Origin of the sequence: Microbispora amethystogenes, assembly GCF_016863015.1 — a bacterium.
Taxonomy (GTDB): Bacteria; Actinomycetota; Actinomycetes; order Streptosporangiales; family Streptosporangiaceae; genus Microbispora; species Microbispora amethystogenes.
Genome location: NZ_BOOB01000024.1, coordinates 43,110 through 58,176 on the forward strand (window position 1 = coordinate 43,110; position 15,067 = coordinate 58,176).

At 68.9% G+C, this 15,067-nt stretch carries 16 protein-coding genes; 5 read left to right on the forward strand and 11 right to left on the reverse strand.

All coding sequences use genetic code 11. The features are described 5' to 3' along the window. Positions 1-55: 55 nt before the first annotated feature. Together Mam01_RS17180 and Mam01_RS17185 are read right to left on the reverse strand one after the other, a co-directional pair. Positions 56-544 (reverse strand): GNAT family N-acetyltransferase, encoded by a 489-nt coding sequence (locus tag Mam01_RS17180; RefSeq protein ID WP_239101384.1) that lies wholly within the window; start codon positions 542-544, stop codon positions 56-58. Between the two features lie 116 nt (positions 545-660). Next, positions 661-966: a hypothetical protein gene (locus tag Mam01_RS17185; RefSeq protein WP_204286326.1), complete on the reverse strand. Its 306-nt coding sequence runs from the start codon at positions 964-966 to the stop codon at positions 661-663. A 252-nt stretch (positions 967-1,218) separates the two neighbouring features. On the opposite strand from Mam01_RS17185, the gene Mam01_RS17190 reads away from it, so the two are divergent. Next, positions 1,219-1,884 carry an endonuclease V gene (locus tag Mam01_RS17190; RefSeq protein ID WP_204286327.1) on the forward strand — a complete coding sequence of 222 codons (666 nt, stop codon included), beginning with the start codon at positions 1,219-1,221 and terminating at the stop codon, positions 1,882-1,884. Here the strand turns inward: Mam01_RS17190 and Mam01_RS17195 are convergent. Then, positions 1,858-2,283 (reverse strand): ATP-binding protein, encoded by a 426-nt coding sequence (locus tag Mam01_RS17195; RefSeq protein WP_204286328.1) that lies wholly within the window; start codon positions 2,281-2,283, stop codon positions 1,858-1,860. The genes Mam01_RS17190 and Mam01_RS17195 overlap by 27 nt on opposite strands. Positions 2,284-2,613: 330 nt before the next feature. Here Mam01_RS17195 and Mam01_RS17200 point away from each other — a divergent pair, with 330 nt between their 5' ends. Next, positions 2,614-3,477, forward strand: a complete 864-nt coding sequence (locus tag Mam01_RS17200) for a helix-turn-helix domain-containing protein (protein WP_204286329.1) — start codon at positions 2,614-2,616, stop codon at positions 3,475-3,477. After that, the gene (locus Mam01_RS17205) at positions 3,474-3,752 is read left to right on the forward strand and encodes a DUF397 domain-containing protein (protein WP_150937325.1); all 279 of its coding nucleotides are present in this window, start codon (positions 3,474-3,476) and stop codon (positions 3,750-3,752) included. Before Mam01_RS17200 ends, Mam01_RS17205 begins: the two co-directional genes overlap by 4 nt. A 198-nt stretch (positions 3,753-3,950) precedes the next feature. Here Mam01_RS17205 and Mam01_RS17210 read toward each other — a convergent pair whose 3' ends face one another. The 6 genes from Mam01_RS17210 to Mam01_RS17235 all read right to left on the reverse strand — a co-directional run bounded on the left by Mam01_RS17210 (position 3,951) and on the right by Mam01_RS17235 (position 9,782). Continuing rightward, positions 3,951-5,204, reverse strand: a complete 1,254-nt coding sequence (locus Mam01_RS17210) for a cellulose binding domain-containing protein (RefSeq protein ID WP_204286330.1) — start codon at positions 5,202-5,204, stop codon at positions 3,951-3,953. Between the two features lie 116 nt (positions 5,205-5,320). After that, complete coding sequence (locus Mam01_RS17215) at positions 5,321-6,775, reverse strand: cellulose binding domain-containing protein (protein WP_204286331.1); 1,455 nt, start codon at positions 6,773-6,775, stop codon at positions 5,321-5,323. 277 nt (positions 6,776-7,052) lie between these two features. Further along, the gene (locus tag Mam01_RS17220; RefSeq protein WP_204286332.1) at positions 7,053-7,202 is read right to left on the reverse strand and encodes a hypothetical protein; all 150 of its coding nucleotides are present in this window, start codon (positions 7,200-7,202) and stop codon (positions 7,053-7,055) included. A 407-nt stretch (positions 7,203-7,609) separates the two neighbouring features. Further along, on the reverse strand, positions 7,610-8,239 hold the full coding sequence (locus Mam01_RS17225) for an NYN domain-containing protein (protein ID WP_204286333.1): 630 nt from the start codon (positions 8,237-8,239) through the stop codon (positions 7,610-7,612). A gap of 130 nt (positions 8,240-8,369) precedes the next feature. Then, positions 8,370-8,774 (reverse strand): type II toxin-antitoxin system VapC family toxin, encoded by a 405-nt coding sequence (locus Mam01_RS17230; RefSeq protein WP_204286334.1) that lies wholly within the window; start codon positions 8,772-8,774, stop codon positions 8,370-8,372. Positions 8,775-8,828: 54 nt separating this feature from the next. Further along, the gene (locus Mam01_RS17235; protein WP_204286335.1) at positions 8,829-9,782 is read right to left on the reverse strand and encodes an Acg family FMN-binding oxidoreductase; all 954 of its coding nucleotides are present in this window, start codon (positions 9,780-9,782) and stop codon (positions 8,829-8,831) included. Positions 9,783-10,117: 335 nt separating this feature from the next. On the opposite strand from Mam01_RS17235, the gene adhE reads away from it, so the two are divergent. Beyond that, positions 10,118-12,784, forward strand: coding sequence for a bifunctional acetaldehyde-CoA/alcohol dehydrogenase (gene adhE / locus Mam01_RS17240; RefSeq protein WP_204286336.1), 2,667 nt, complete (start codon positions 10,118-10,120; stop codon positions 12,782-12,784). A gap of 435 nt (positions 12,785-13,219) precedes the next feature. Here the strand turns inward: adhE and Mam01_RS17245 are convergent, their stop codons facing one another. Beyond that, entirely contained in the window at positions 13,220-13,825 is a 606-nt protein-coding gene (locus Mam01_RS17245; RefSeq protein WP_204286337.1) for a DoxX family membrane protein, read from the reverse strand. A gap of 272 nt (positions 13,826-14,097) precedes the next feature. On the opposite strand from Mam01_RS17245, the gene Mam01_RS17250 reads away from it, so the two are divergent. Further along, positions 14,098-14,604 carry a flavodoxin domain-containing protein gene (locus Mam01_RS17250; protein WP_204286338.1) on the forward strand — a complete coding sequence of 169 codons (507 nt, stop codon included), beginning with the start codon at positions 14,098-14,100 and terminating at the stop codon, positions 14,602-14,604. Between the two features lie 123 nt (positions 14,605-14,727). Here the strand turns inward: Mam01_RS17250 and Mam01_RS17255 are convergent, their stop codons facing one another. After that, positions 14,728-15,045: a hypothetical protein gene (locus Mam01_RS17255; protein WP_204286339.1), complete on the reverse strand. Its 318-nt coding sequence runs from the start codon at positions 15,043-15,045 to the stop codon at positions 14,728-14,730. Between the last annotated feature and the right edge of the window lie 22 nt (positions 15,046-15,067).

The window sequence follows — 15,067 nt, forward strand, 5'->3', positions numbered from 1 at the left end:
GCCGCGGCCACCGGGATGTACGCGACTGATGGGTCGCGTACATCCCGGAGCAGGTTCAGGATGCGTCCGGAGTGCCGGTGCCCCGCCATCGGTAGTGGGCGTCCGGGAGGTTCTCCTCGTTGCCGCTTCCGTCCCGTTCCTCGACGAGGACGAAGCCGTGCCGTTCGTAGAGACGGCGGGCACCGTCGTTCTGCTGGAACACGTACAGGTCGAGCACGTGGGGATGCGTGTTCCTGGCGTGGCCGAGCAGCGCGGTGCCGATGCCGCGCCCCTGGGCGGCGGGCGTGACGTACAAATGGTCCAGCCAGCCGCTTCGGAGGCCGGCGAAGCCTGCGATCTCACCGTGTAGCTCGGCCACCCACACCTGCGAGGCCGGGAGCATGATGTCTGTGATCCAGGCCCGGGTCTCCTCGTCGGAGTGCAGGCGGGGCAGGTAGGTCATCCCGGCCCGGGCGGCGAGAAACACGTCGCCGATGTGCCCGGCGTCCCCGGACCAGGCACGCCGGATCAGCACCAGGGCATCACGCGCGATCAGTTCGGCCATCTCCTCTACAGTTCACGGCGGCCAAGGCGAAGACCAATCAACCGGGATTACACGCCTGAGTCGATAGCAAGTATGAACTTGAATCACATATCGGTCGAGCTGGATCAAGATCGATCTCAGGGACTCCAGCGAGCGGCGGCCAGGTCGTACAGGTACTTGGTGTCGCCGTCAAAGTAGGGTCCGGTCCACGTGTCGTATCGCTGGTTTCCGTCGGTATCGCGCACCCGGCTGATGACGGAATTGAGGTAGCCCACTCGCAGAAGCGGGTTGTCGGCGTTGCTGTACTGCCAGAGGAACGGTCCGCCGTCGGCGCCAGGGGTCATCGCGCAGAGCTGGTTGTTGATGGCCGGTCCCCAGCCGACGTGGTAGTAGGCGCCTTGGTAGGGGGCGAGCTGGCCAATGGTGCCGTAGCACCACTTCATCGTCCAGCCGCTGTAGACCTTGTCCCCGTCGAGATGGGGGGCGTGGGGATAGGCGAAGATGTAGCCGGGTCCACCACATAGACCACGTCGTCACGCTGGACCCAGCCATTCAAAATGTAGCTTCCTTGAGTGCCGGTCAATCCGCAACTCGAGTTTCAGTGGATGGCCCTTGGATGATAGAGGATTGGGAATATGCAGATTAGGTATTCAGTGTTACTGGCTTGTGTCGGAGTGAAATAAAAATCCTATGAAATGTTCCCAAGTGTCGCCGAAGCCGTGTGTGCGCAGTCGGCGCTCCGAGATCAGCTCGACTTGGCCGACAGTCGTGCGACTGCTCCTGAATTCGTGGCAGGGTTGGACGTCTCATACGAAGTCGACAGCCAGTACGCGGCCGCTGCGGCGGTCCTGATAGAGCTGCGGACACTTGAGGTCAGAGAGACTGCCATCGCCTACGGTGAAGTGACTTTTCCTTATGTCCCTGGGCTGCTGGCGTTTCGTGAGGTCCCCATTCTTCGGGAAGCGCTTGTAAAACTGGCGGGCCGGCCGGATGTGCTTGTTTGTGATGGTTACGGAATCGCTCATCCGAGACGCTTTGGATTGGCCTGTCACATAGGTGTGTTGACTGGTTTACCGTCGTTCGGTGTGGCGAAGTCGCCCTTCGGCATGGAATTTGTCGATCCTGGGCCACAGCGAGGTGACTGGTCGCCGATCATTGACGATGGCGAGGTGCTTGGTCGTGTGCTCCGTACGCAGACCGGCATCAAACCGGTGTTCGTATCCGTTGGCCATCGAGTTGGCCTGGACCAGGCGACCGAGTTGACACTCAAGCTGAGCCGTGAGTTCCGCCTCCCGGAGGCGATCCGCAAGGCGGACTTTCTCTCACGTGAAGAGCTACGGAGGCGTCGAGGGGTTGGATAGCGTGAGCTGGAACCAGACCACACGCCCCGCCTCGCTCTCGTGCCAGCCCCAGGCGGCCGCCAGTTCCTGCACCAGCCACAGCCCTCGGCCCGTGCACGTCTCCGCGTCGGCGCCGGCCCGTACGCGGGGTGCGCTCGTGGCCGAACCCGCGTCGACGACGTCGACATGGAGCGTTCCGGAGCGCCGGGTGACGGCCACGGTCACCTGTCCGCGGGGCAGGCGCGAGTCGGAGTGCCGTACGGAGTTGGCGACGAGTTCGCTGACCAGCAGCACGGCGTCATCGGTCCGCGGGTAGGCGGTCCCGGACAGAAGCACCCGCAGGTAGTGGCGCGCCTCACGCACCGACGCGGCCTCGCCGGGCAGGTCGATCCGCCCCAGCAGCCCCACTGCCTTCGTCAAGTGCTGCGGGAGACCCGCACACCCGGGATCGACGTACGGCTCGGGCGGCGCCCACCCTCCCGGTGAAGGCGGAGACGAGGCAGGCCGTACGGCCTGCTTTTCCTGGTCGCCCGTTCGCATCTTCGACCCCTTCTCGCCGGCGCGGCATCCACTCGGTCGCATTTGGTTGTTGATCGGTAACCCATCGTGAGCTGCTTGCCTCGATGGTCATCCCGTGGGCGCACGCAGGCAAGTGAAATTGCAAATTTGCTTGTCTGGCGTCTTCGCTGGTTTGCCTGATGGGGTCTCTCCTTGGGCGGCACACTGTGCGTGACGATCGGGGAGGTTTCCGTGACGAACGGGCGTGGGCCCACGGTCCGGCGCAGACGGCTGGCCGGTGAACTGCGCAGGCTGCGCGAACGCAAGGAGCTGACCCTGGAGGACGCCGCCGAGCGCCTCGGCTGGTCGGCGGCGAAGGTGTCCAGGATCGAGACGGCCCGCGTCGGGATCACCTCGCCGGACCTCACCCGCATGCTCGACCTCTACGAACTGGCCAACGACAGGCGGGCCGGTCTGCACGCGCTGGCCAGGACGGCCCGCACCCGGGGCTGGTGGGACGCCTACGCGGACTCGCTGCCGAGCGACTACTCGGCCTACATCCAGCTCGAAGCCGACGCGGCTTTCATCCGCAGCTACGACGGCATGATCGTGCACGGACTGCTGCAGACCGACGAGTACGCCCGGGAGATCATCCGTGCCGCCCTTATGGGCATGTCCTCCCCGGCCGAGGTCGAGCGGCGGATGGAGGTGCGCATTACCCGGCAGCGGCTGCTGCTCCGGGACGAGAGCCCGCTCCGGTTCTGGACCGTCGTCGACGAGGCCGCGCTCACCCGCAGGGTCGGTTCCGAGGCGATCATGCGCGAGCAGTACGAAAGGCTTCTCGAGTTCGCGGACCGGGACAACGTCACGATCCAGGTGCTGCCCTTCGCGAAGGGCGCGCATCCCGCGACGGCCGGGACTTTCGCCCTGCTTGAATTCCGAGAAACTCACGATCCAAATGTGGTGTACGTCGAGGGCACGACAAGTAACCTGTACGTCGAAAGCGATGCCGAGATCTACCGGTATTCGCTGGCCTTCGACCATCTTCGAGCGATGGCGCTCGACCCCGACGAGTCGAGGCGGCTCATCGCGCGGCTGGCCGAAGGGTCCCGATGAGAGCGATTCTGCCGAGAGAAGCCAAGGGGTTGTCTGTGTACCTGTCTCGCGTCACATGGCGAAAGAGCCGTCGTAGCGGCAACGGCTCGAACTGTGTCGAGATCGCCGTCGCCGACGCTGCCGAGGCGGGTACGGAGCACAAGGCGGACGCCCGGCGGTTGTTCCTGGTCCGGGACTCGAAGAATCCGGACGGTCCGGTTCTCGCGTTTACGCCGTCCGAATGGGGTGCCTTCGTCGGCGGCGTCAAAGACGGCGAGTTCGACGACCTGAACTGACACCCGGGCGTTTCCGGCCCGGGTGGCTCCCTGTCGAGGAGCCTCTTCTCTGTGATGCCGTCGGTATGAATCTGCCGGCCGCTCAGGGCATGCTCTGGGCGGCCGCGGCGCAGCGGCAAAATCTACGCCGTAAAGAGCGGCACGGTGTGTTCCGGCCGGCGCCGCCTCGTGGTGGCGGCGCCGGGCCGACTCAGGTTGTCATCGCAGGTACGCCGAGAGGCCGAGTCGCTGGTCGCGTACGGCTCCGGCGACGAGTCCCGCGATCTGGCGGGCGCCGTACGCCTCGAAGTGGGTGTGGTCGTTGGCGAAGAACGCGCCCACCGGTCCGGACGTGTAGTCGCCGCTGTACGGACAGAAGCGCAGGCTGTTGTAGAGGGTGTAGCTCAGCTTGTGCAGGTCGACGACCGGGGTGCCGGTGGCGGAGCCGACGTCGAAGGTCTCGGTCAGGAAGCCGCGGTTGGGCGTGGCGGTGCTTCCGCTGCAGGTCAGCGCGGCCACGGGGGTCACCAGCACGGGATTGGCGCCACGCTGCTTCGCGGCGCGGACCATGGCGGTGAGGAGTTCGCGGTAGCGGGCGGAGCCGACGTGGCGGGGGCAGGTGGGGGAGCCGTCGTTGATGCCGAACTGGATGAACAGGTAGTCGCCGGTCTTCATTCCGGTGGAGGCGTCGAGCATGGACTGCCAGCGGGCGGCGTAGGCGGTCGAGCTGAGAACGCATTCGCCTGAGGAGTTGGTGTTGCCGGTGACGGCCGACTCGTACAGCCAGGTCTGGATGCTGCGGCCGCCGACGGCGTTGTTCGTCACGGTGGCGTTGGCGGTGAGGTACTGGCCGAGCTCGCGGCCCCAGCCGACGATGGGGTCGCCGGAGCTGTTGGCGACGGTGGAGTCGCCGGCCAGCCAGACTGTGATCTTTCCGGGTGTCGGGGTGGTGCTCGGTGTCGCGCTCGGGCTCGCGCTCGGCGTCGTGCTGGGGCTCGGGCTTGGGCTTGGGCTGGGGGAGCGGGTCGGGGAGGCGCTGGGGCTGCTGGTGACTCCGCCCGTACAGGTGGCGCCGTTGAGCGCGAAGCTCGCCGGCACCGGGTTGGCGGAGCTCCACGAGCCGTTGAACCCGAAGTTGGCCGACCCGTTGCCCGGGATGGTGCGGTTGTAGTCGACGTTCTTGGCGGTGACGTTCGCCCCGGTCTGCGTGACCGTCGCGTTCCAGGCCTGGGCGACCTGCTGGCCCGAGGAGAAGGTCCAGGTCAACGTCCAGCCGTTGATCGTGTCGCCGAGGTTGGTCACGGTGACGTCCGCGCCGAAACCACCGGTCCACTGGTTGGTGATCCGGTAGGTGACGGCGCAGCCGGTGGCGGCGCCGGCGGGTGATGCGCCCACCACCCACGTCAGCGCCCCCGTCAGGACCGCTGCAGCGGATGCGATCGCCATGGCGGCGCGCCGCCGGAACATGCTCATCTGCGGTTGTCTCCTTCTCGGGCGCTCCGCCGGTCAGGGGGCCGGCACGGCGTGGTGGGCAGAAGTGGATCTCAGACACGGGGTCGTGCGGTGGCCGCAGGATCGGCCGGGTCGCGTCAGGTAAGCGCGCAGGCGGCGCCGTTGAGGGTGAAGGAGGCCGGGGCGGAGTTGGCGCCGTTCGAGTTGGCGGTGAAGCCGACCGTCGCGGAGGCACCGGGCGCGAGGGCGGGGCTCCATGTGGGGTTCGTGACGGTGACGGCCGCGCCGGTCTGGGTGAACGTGCCGTTCCAGCCCTGGCTGATCTGCTGGCCGTCGGAGAACCTCCAGCCCAGCGCCCACCCGTTCAGGGTGCTGGTGCCTGTGTTGGTCACCTGTACCTCGCTCTGGAAGCCGCCGGGCCACTGGTTGGTCACGGAGTAGTGCACGGCGCACGCGCCGACCTGGCCGCTCGGGGTGGCGCTGGGCGTCGCCGAGGGCGTGGGGGAGGGGGAGGGGGTGCGACTGGGCGACGCGGAGGGCGTCGGGGTCGGGCTGGGAGTGGCGGGCGGAGCGAGGTGAGCGGCCACGATCGGCGCGAGTTTGGCCGCGATGGCGCGGTGCCCGGCGTCGTTGGGGTGGACGCTGTCGGACAGGCCGTCGGACGGCACCCATCCGTCGGTGGGGACGAAGAAGACGTTGCGGTCACCGGCGTTGTTGACGGTCTGCACCGCGGCCTGGGTCTGCGGGACGAACCGCCCGCGGAAGGTCTGCAGGGCCAGGATCGCGGCCTTCGGATACTTGCTCCGGATGGTGCGCAGCAGGCCGACGTACGAGTCCTGGAACTGCGTCGTGGACACGCCGTGGCCGGCGTCGTTGGTACCGAGATTGATGACGACGACGTCCGCCTGGTAGCGGGCGAAGTTGTGGTCGACGGCCCCGTCCGCGGCGCTGACCTTCACGAAGCGGCGGTCCAGGCCGACGCAGCCGTCGGCGGTGCTGACCAGGCAGGCGCCTCCCTCGGCGACCTGCATGTGGTCGAGTCCGAGCTGTTCGCCGACCAGCCATCCGTACGCGGTGAGGGCGTTCTTCGAGGTGGTGGTGCCGACCGTGATCGAGTCGCCGACGAACTCGACCATGCCCTTGGCCGGTTGGGCGGGCAGGGTGCGTGCGCCTGAGTCGAGCACCAGCCCCTGGAACACCGCGTCACCGTGATAGGAGCCGGCCACCACCCGGTAGGACACGCGCAGGGTGTGGTTGCCCGCCGAAAGCGGAGTGGCGGTGAGGTTGACCGTGCCTCGTACGTTCTGCAGGTAGACGTCGGGGCGGCCGTCGATGCTGTAGTAGAGGTCGATGGTGTTGCGCTGCTTGAGCTTGACGGTGGTCCCGGTGAACCCGGTGGTCAGATAGGCCCCGGCCCAGCCGGGGACGTAGGCGCCGCTGTCACGGGTGTCCCAGCGGCCGACGAAGCGGATGTTGGAGTCGGTGGGTGTCCCGTCTCCGGCCGCGGCCTGGGCACCGGGTGACGACGCTAGTGCGGTCGCGACCGCGGCGATGACGGTGCCGACGGCGACGGCCAGGCGCGTGAGCTTCATAGAACCGTCCAACCTGGTGGGGGCCGATGCCACGGGACGCTAAGAAGGCGAACACGCAGGAGTCAAACGCGCCCTGACGCCATGTCGCGACGGCGCGAAGGAGACGTCGTCTCCTGTCAGGTCAGCCCCGTGAAGGCCGCCGGCGGTTGCGGTCCCCGTCTGAAACTTTCGAGATCTCCAACCTTGCGGTCGCCCAGCTCCTACTTGTACGGCTCGGTCGTGTCTCGACCGTTTGCACGAGTGCGTAGGAGTTGGCTCCTCCAGACGCTCCCGCCCATCAGACGCTGGCGGACAACCAATCGGTGACGACGCTGCGAATGTGTTCGTCGTCGATCTCGTCAGGGGTCCGATAGAAGGTGTCGCTCTGCGGGCGCTCCTTCATGAGGACCTTGGCGACGTGCTCGGGATCCCAGCAGTCGCATTCCACGTCCTGATGCTCTCCGAGTCCGCAGCCCTGCCTAAGGATGGCGTAGACGTTGAGACCTGCTCGTCACTCCGGGCGCGCGCCTGGTTCGCTCGGGAGATCGATGCCCTGCGGACGGTGCAGGGCCGCATGCCGCCGCACTGGTCGACGCCTCGGGTGAGGACGCGTTTGCAGTGAGACAGGTTTGGCGATGCCGCACCGTCGGCGGGTGCCGGAAGCGGGCCGGGCCTCCCGATGGATTCCGGCGTCCGGCCTTCGGGCTCCGCCTGGTCAGAGCGAGTACTGTTGCTCTCGGTGAGTTGACAGACACCCTCGGGGATCGGTTTACTGGGCTCAGTCGCCCCACTCATTTCGATGGGTGGGCGTGGGCCTCGTCCATCGGGCGAGGCCCTGGTTTTTTCTCCGTCGGTTCACCAGTCGAATGGGCGAGTGATCTTTCCCTGTCGGTCGTGGACCACTTCCGGAAACTGGGACACCCGCAGCTCGCTGGGCCGGATCTGCTTGAAGAACGTCGGGGGGACCCTCTCCAGCGCCCGTGCGCGCCGCGTTACGGGGAAGGGGTTGAGGACGCCCACCGGCAGGCCCAGTTGGTGGCGAACGATGCGGATGGGCTCGGCCAGGTCGCCGTCGTTGCTGACAACCACCGCGATGTCGCAGTCGCCAAGGAATGCGTCGGCGATGAGATGGGCGGCGAGGTTGACATCCGACCCTTTCTCTTCGGTCTTGACCACCTCCACGGTAGTAGGGCCACCTGGTCGCGGGTAGGCCAGCGGCATTCGAGTGATCGTCTGCTGGAAGTACCCCAGATGGATGCTCAAGTGCGGAATCGTGGCAAGCGCCCTGTGGTAGATCTCCTGCCGGTTGTGGCCGTTATGGCCGATCCTCGGTGTTGTGCGAGCGGTGAAATAGCGGATTCGACGGATGTTGTCCCGCGGCAGAAGGCGGCGGGAGAGGGCATCGAGGTCCAACCACTTGTATGGGGTGCCCTTGAGGGAGCCGTAGTAGAGATTGAACCCGTCAACGTAGACGTTGGTAAGCACAGGGTGAATATATCGTCACGGAAAGTTAGAGTGCCTGAAGCTGGTCGAATGGGAGCGCAGGTCCGGAGCCCTGCTCCTTCAGCGTCGGTCAGATAGGACACGCGGCTGTGAACGACTCACTGCGGAGTGCCTATGGCGTCTGGAGGAGCTGGGTCAGGGGAGCGGTCGTGACCATCGTGCTCGCCGCCTTGGAGAGTTCTTCGTCGAACGTCACGAGCGCGTCCGCCTGGAGCCGGGTCAGCGCGATGTACTCCGCCCTGTACGTGTCCGGCCAGCCCAGCGTGTGGGCGACCTCCCAGGCGACGGACTGGAGCACGCGGTCTCCGAGCAGCCGGATGCGCAGGGAACGGATGCCGTCGAGGATCGTCCTCGCCGTCCGCTCATCGACGTCGCCTCGGCGGACGGAGCCGTACACGAGCGCGAGTGCCTGGGATCGCAGCAACGCCGGCGCGAGCAGCGCATGACCCGGTGGGATCGCCAGACCGTCGGTCGCGAGCCGGACGGCGACCGGAGCGTCGACGACGAAGCGTGTCATGGGAGCAGCCTCCCACAGCACCACCGGCTCGCCGCACTACCGGTTGCTGCGAGGTCACGCCAGTTCGGTGGTAGGGCGGCGGGGGGCGCGGGGGACCGCGGGGCCGTACCCCAGCCGCATGATCATCTGGATGTGCCCGCGCCGGTGGCGGGGATCGCTGCGATGACGCATGTCGCGCAGGTCGAGCGGCTGGTTGAGGAACGAGGCCGAGACTCCGTGGAGGGTCGCGGTCAGCAGCAGGCGTTGCAACGCCTGCCCGGCGCGCAGCCAGTCGACGGGGCGGTCGCCCGCGGTGGTGAGCACCGCCAACTGGGGGCGGGACTCGAAGTGGACCGGCTCGCGCCCCCCGTGCTGCCCGAAGTCGCGGACCGGTGCCGGGTCGTCGGCGCAGCGAGGGCCCTGCACATAGGAGGGCAGGCCGTCGCAGCGGCTTCCGCCCGTCGTCCATGCCCGCACCTCGGCCCGGTAGCCGCTGTCCTCGGACAGCTCGTCGTCGGCGACGGCGACGCACTCCAGAAGGTCCGCCGAGGCACGCGGGTCGAGCACGACCAGGCCGGCCCCTTCACAGGCGGCCGCGCGGCGCAGGTCGGCGAGCACGTACCGGGACAGCGGGCGCTCGCTGAACGGCTCCCGGTTGGTCCGGCGCAGGCCGATGGAGTCGTACAGCTCCCGGGTCCGCGAGAGGGCGGGCCCGTACGGCGACGCATGGACGGCGGCCAGGACCCGGGGTTCCCCGGCGGTGTTCGGCAGCAGCCGGACCAGCGGACGGTGACCGGTCGTCCGTACGGCGAGCCGGAGGTTGAACAGGGCGGCGCCGCAGCTCACGTGCAGGGAACGCCCGCGAGGGTCGCCGACACGGAGCCTCCGGCCGGGGTCGGCCAGCAGCTCGGCGCACTCGTCCCGGACCGCTCGGAGCCGCCAGGGCTGGGTGTTGAGCACCGAGGGCGCCTGCCCGGCGGCGGCGATCAGCCGCCGGACGGCGAGATCGGTGGCGAAGGGAGGCATCATGGCACACCTTCTCGTGGAGTCCGCGACGCGCTCACGCGCCTCGGTGGGGGAGCTCTCCGCTCGTGACCACCTCAACCGCTTGGTCACGTCGCCAGTCTTCGCGCCGTGCCGGCCCGGCGGCAGGGCCTGAGGGGCCGGCGGGTGGGGACTTCCGTCGCCGGATGGAGGGACCGATCGCTCTTGCCAGGCCGGGCCCGCACCCGGAAGGCCCGCCCGGCGACGCCGGAACCGATGACCTTGGTCCTGGGGGGCGGGGTCCTTGTACGGCGGCCCGGAAGAAGCTCCCGCAGAAGGATGAGGGTGACAAGCCGCTCCAACCCCATGAGGTGATCGAGATGACCGACTCCCCGACCGGAGCCGCGCTGCCCGCTGTGCCCGCCACTGCCGCCAATGTGCCCGCCACTTTGCACGCCGCGATCGACACGCTTGTGACCGGTGCGCTGAAGGCACTGACGGAGTACGAGTCCTTCACTCAGGAGCAGGTGGACCACATCGTCAAGAAGGCGTCCGTCGCGGCGCTGGACCGGCACGCGGCGCTCGCCCGTCTGGCGGTCGAGGAGACCGGACGCGGCCTGTTCGAGGACAAGGCGGTCAAGAACATCTTCGCCTGCGAGCACGTGACCCACAGCATGGCCGGCCTCAAGACGGTCGGCGTCGTCTCCCGCGACGAGATCGACGGCATCGTCGAGATCGCCGATCCGGTCGGGGTGGTCTGCGGCGTCACGCCGGTCACCAACCCCACCTCGACCACGATCTTCAAGGCCCTGCTGGCGCTGAAGACCCGCAATCCCATCGTGTTCGCGTTCCATCCGGCGGCCCAGCGCTGCAGCGCCGAGGCGGCCAGGATCGTCCGCGACGCCGCCGTCGCGGCCGGTGCGCCCGAGCACTGCGTCCAGTGGATCGAGGAGCCCTCGCTGGAGGCGACCGGCGCGCTGATGCGGCACGAGGGTGTGTCGGTGATCCTCGCCACCGGCGGGAACGCCATGGTCAGGGCGGCGTACTCGGCCGGCAAGCCTGCCCTGGGCGTCGGGGCGGGCAACGTCCCCGCCTACATCGAGCGGACGGCCAAGCTGCGCCGGGCCGTCCACGACGTCGTGCTGTCCAAGACGTTCGACAACGGCATGATCTGCGCCTCCGAGCAGGCCGTCATCCTCGACGAGGAGATCCACGACGCCGCGCTGGCGGAGTTCGCCCGGCTCCACGCGTACGTCGCGACGCCGGAGGAGAAGGCGAAGCTGGAGGAGTTCGTGTTCGGGGTGACCGCGCGCGGCGCCTCCTGCTCCGAGGCGAGGCTCAACCCCGACGTCGTGGGGCGGTCTCCACACTGGATCGCCGAGCGGGCCGGGTTCGCCGTGCCGCCGGACACCTCCCTGATCCTCGTCCCGGTGGACGAGGTCGGCCCGAACGAGCCGCTGACCAGAGAGAAGCTCTGCCCGGTGCTCGCCCTGCTGCGGGCCCGCACCCGGGAGGAGGGACTGGTCCTCGCCGAGCGCATGGTCGAGTTCGACGGCCTCGGGCACAGCGCCGTCATCCACACCGAGGACGCCGCGCTCGCCGAGAGGTACGGCACCAGGGTCAAGGCGGTGCGGGTCATCTGGAACGCCCCCGCCTCCCAGGGCGGCATCGGCGACATGTACAACGCGTTCCTGCCGTCGCTGACCCTGGGCTGCGGCAGCTACGGGCACAACTCGGTGTCAAACAACGTCTCCGCGGTCAACCTGCTCAACATCAAGCGGATCGGGCGGCGCAACAACAACATGCAGTGGTTCAAGGTGCCGGCGAAGATCTACTTCGAGCCGAACGCGATCCGCTACCTCGCGGACATGCCGGACGTGCACCGCGTCACGATCGTGACCGACGCCGTGATGACCCGCCTGGGGTACGTCGACCGGGTCGTCGACGTGCTGCGGCGGCGCCCCGAGCGGGTGGCGCTGCAGATCATCGACGACGTCGAGCCCGAGCCGAGCGTGGCGACCGTCGACAAGGGCGCCGACGTCATGCGCGCGTTCCGGCCCGACACCATCGTCGCTCTCGGCGGCGGCTCGGTGATGGACGCGGCCAAGGTCATGTGGCTGCGCTACGAGCACCCCGAGGTCGTCTTCGCGGACATGAAGGAGAAGTTCTTCGACGTCCGCAAGCGCGCGTTCCGGTTCCCGGCCCTGGGTGAGCTCGCCCGGCTGGTGTGCGTGCCGACCACCTCGGGCACGGGCGCGGAGGTCACGCCGTTCGCAGTGATCACCGACACCGCGACCGGCAAGAAGTATCCGCTGGCCGACTACGCGCTCACCCCCAGCGTCGCGATCGTGGACCCGGTCCTCGCCGCCGACCTGCCCCGGGTCGTCACCGCCGACAGCGGCTTCGACGCCCTCACCCACGCGATCGAGTCGTACGTGTCGGTGTATGCCAGCGACTTCACCGACGGCCCCGCCCTGCACGCCATCAGGATCATCTTCCGTTACCTGGAGCGCGCCGTGACCCGCGGCGCGGCCGACCCGGAGGCCAGGGAGAAGATGCACAACGCCGGCACGATCGCCGGAATGGCCTTCGGCAACGCCTTCCTCGGGATCGTGCACGCCATGTCCCACACACTCGGCGCCACCTTCCACGTGGCCCACGGGCGCACGAACGCCGTCCTGCTGCCGCACGTCATCCGCTACAACGGCACCGTCCCGTCGAAGCTGTCGGGCTGGCCCAAGTATGAGGACTACCGCGCCCCCGAGCGGTTCCAGGAGATCGCCCAGACGCTGGGCCTGCCCGCGGCCACTCCGGCTGAAGGGGTCGAGTCGCTCGCCGCGGCGGTCGAGCGGCTGCGCGACGCGGTCGGGATCGAGCGGTCGTTCCGGGACATCGGCGTCGACGAGAAGGCGTTCCTCGACGCGCTCCCGCAGCAGGCGCTCAACGCGTACGAGGACCAGTGCGCGCCGGCCAACCCCCGGATGCCGATGCTGGAGGACATGCAGGCGCTGATGCGCGCGGCTTACTACGGGTCCTCCCCGGAGTAGGCACCCGCCAACGCGGCGCTGCACTCCATCCGCTGTATCCCGTCCGCCGCACCCTGGCCCCCGCGCTCGGCCTCCACATCGCGGCCGACCGCGGGGGCCGCCGCGTCGCCCGCCACACTCATCCACTCCTGTCATCCGTCATCTCGGCTGGGATGCCGTCGCCGTTGTCCTCCACCACGAGGACCAGCCGGCCGTCCCCGGCGTGGACGACGACGGCGGCGCGGGTGGCCCTGGTGCGGCGGACCGCTGTTCGACAGGGCCTCGCGGAGGACGGCGAGCAGGTGTCGGGCGATCCCGGCGGGCACGTCGTAGGTGGCGTCCACTGCGAAGTTTCGCATCGCGGACATGCCAGTGCCCACCCCCGGGCGGACATGCCAGTGCCCACCCCCGGGACCGGGGGTGGGCACTGGAGCCGATCGTGAGATCAGGCCTGGTTCACTTGAGGATCGGGAAACGGCGGACCAGAGGGGTGGCGGCCCAGATCCTGCCGAGCCCGAAGGTGGCGCCGGCTCCGCCCAGGGCGAGGCCCGCGAGGACGATGGCGTAGACGATGTGCTCGTCCATGAAGGGGTTGGTGGTCAGCGGCAGCTCGGCCGCCCACATCATGACCAGCAGTAGCCCGCCGGCGGCGGCGGCGATGCGCATGCCCACACCGAGGATGAGCGCGGCGCCGATGCCGAGCAGGCCGGTCATGAACAGCCAGTCGACCCAGGCCTGACCGGCGAGGGCGCCGAACAGGTCGCCGAAGGTCCTGTCCGCGGTGCCCTTCAGGAAGCCGGTGGTCGGGCTGCCGCCGTTGATCCACGCCTTGGCGGCGGGGGTGGCGAATCCCCAGCCGAACAGCTTGTCCAGGAAGGCCCACAGGAACACCCAGCCGATCGCGATCCGGGCGGCGGCCCACACGTACCGGACCGGGCCGGCGCCGGTGGCGGCGAGGAGCGTCTCGTCATTCGCGCGGGGGGCGGGGACGGTGACCGGGACGGTGGGAGCGGCGGGGTGGAGGTTGTGGTTCCTCCGGTTACGCCCTTCGGTGATGGCCATGACGGGCCCCTTTCAACGTTTTCGCGTCTGCTCTCTTCTCAACACCTCAAGAAAACCGCGATCACGGGTCGTGCCGCAGGAGCCGTACGGCACCCTTCAATCACTCCGAAGTCCCGTGCTCGTGGGACTTTCGGCCCAAGCGGGGCGGACACCGTGTGTCGTCGCGATCGCCGGGCCCTACGACTGGCGGGGACGGGTCCTGGGTCTCTACCCGCCCGGCAGCCCCGGCGGGAACCTGCGATCGACAGTCCCCCGAGAAAGGAGGCCCGGTCATGACACGGGTGCTGGTCGCCTACGGGTCCAGGCGAGGCTCGACCGCGGACATCGCGGGCTGGATCGGCGACACCCTGCGCGATCAGGGGCTTGAGGCCGAGGTGGCGGACGCCGGGGCGGTCCGCGATGTGACGCCGTACGACGCGGTGGTGCTGGGCGGCGCGCTGTACGCGGGACGCTGGCACAAGGACGCCCGTCGCTTCGCCCGCCGGCACGCCGTGGCGCTGTCGGGACGGCCGGTCTGGCTGTTCAGCAGCGGGCCGCTCGACCGGTCCGCGGACGAGGCGGAGATCCCGCCGGTTCCCCAGGCGGCCCGGGCGTCGGCCGCTCTCGGCGCACGTGAGCACCGGACGTTCGGCGGGCGGCTCGCCCGCGACGCCGAGGGCTTCCTCGCATCGAGGATCGCCGAGAGGACCGGAGGCGACTACCGTGACCCGGACCGGGTGCGCGCCTGGGCCCGGCAGGTCGCCGAGCATGTGGCGACCACGCAGGGGACGGAGGCCTGACCTGCTCCTCGCACCACCACCAGATCACGTGGTGGCAGCTTGCTCCTCCGGGCCCGCCGGGGTGCTCGGGCGGCGGCGCTCACGCCGTTCGGGCATGCCGGTCAGGCCCGGGGTCGCGGACGGTCATCGGCGTCCCTGGCCGGCGCCGGGTGCCGCGACATGCGCCACAACCGGCCCGCCGTGAACGGCGCGGCGGTACGCCTCGCGGGCGGTGGCGCGGATGAGTTCCGGACGGGCGGACGCGGTGGGGCGGATGCACACGTAGATGTGCACCATGCCGTCGATGTCCGCGAGGCGCACGTCGTCCACCGCTCCGGTGAACTCTTCCCGCAGGGCCTCCCGCACGGCGCGCCGTACGACCGGGCCGGTGGCCGCTTCTCGGTTCTCGTCGTCGTCCTGCGGGCGGGGGAGCCGGCGGGGGCCGGTGTTCAGGATCGTCATGACTCGACCCTGCCGCCGACCG

Excerpts from the sequence above, each read along its gene's own strand:
- Mam01_RS17180 (WP_239101384.1), bottom strand. The coding sequence starts at position 544 with ATGGCCGAACTGATCGCGCGTGATGCCCTGGTGCTGATCCGGCGTGCC.
- Mam01_RS17185 (WP_204286326.1), bottom strand. The coding sequence starts at position 966 with ATGAAGTGGTGCTACGGCACCATTGGCCAGCTCGCCCCCTACCAAGGC.
- Mam01_RS17190 (WP_204286327.1), top strand. The coding sequence starts at position 1,219 with ATGTTCCCAAGTGTCGCCGAAGCCGTGTGTGCGCAGTCGGCGCTCCGA.
- Mam01_RS17205 (WP_150937325.1), top strand. The coding sequence starts at position 3,474 with ATGAGAGCGATTCTGCCGAGAGAAGCCAAGGGGTTGTCTGTGTACCTG.
- Mam01_RS17210 (WP_204286330.1), bottom strand. The coding sequence starts at position 5,204 with ATGAGCATGTTCCGGCGGCGCGCCGCCATGGCGATCGCATCCGCTGCA.
- Mam01_RS17215 (WP_204286331.1), bottom strand. The coding sequence starts at position 6,775 with ATGAAGCTCACGCGCCTGGCCGTCGCCGTCGGCACCGTCATCGCCGCG.
- Mam01_RS17230 (WP_204286334.1), bottom strand. The coding sequence starts at position 8,774 with ATGACACGCTTCGTCGTCGACGCTCCGGTCGCCGTCCGGCTCGCGACC.
- Mam01_RS17235 (WP_204286335.1), bottom strand. The coding sequence starts at position 9,782 with ATGATGCCTCCCTTCGCCACCGATCTCGCCGTCCGGCGGCTGATCGCC.
- adhE (WP_204286336.1), top strand. The coding sequence starts at position 10,118 with ATGACCGACTCCCCGACCGGAGCCGCGCTGCCCGCTGTGCCCGCCACT.
- Mam01_RS17245 (WP_204286337.1), bottom strand. The coding sequence starts at position 13,825 with ATGGCCATCACCGAAGGGCGTAACCGGAGGAACCACAACCTCCACCCC.
- Mam01_RS17250 (WP_204286338.1), top strand. The coding sequence starts at position 14,098 with ATGACACGGGTGCTGGTCGCCTACGGGTCCAGGCGAGGCTCGACCGCG.
- Mam01_RS17255 (WP_204286339.1), bottom strand. The coding sequence starts at position 15,045 with ATGACGATCCTGAACACCGGCCCCCGCCGGCTCCCCCGCCCGCAGGAC.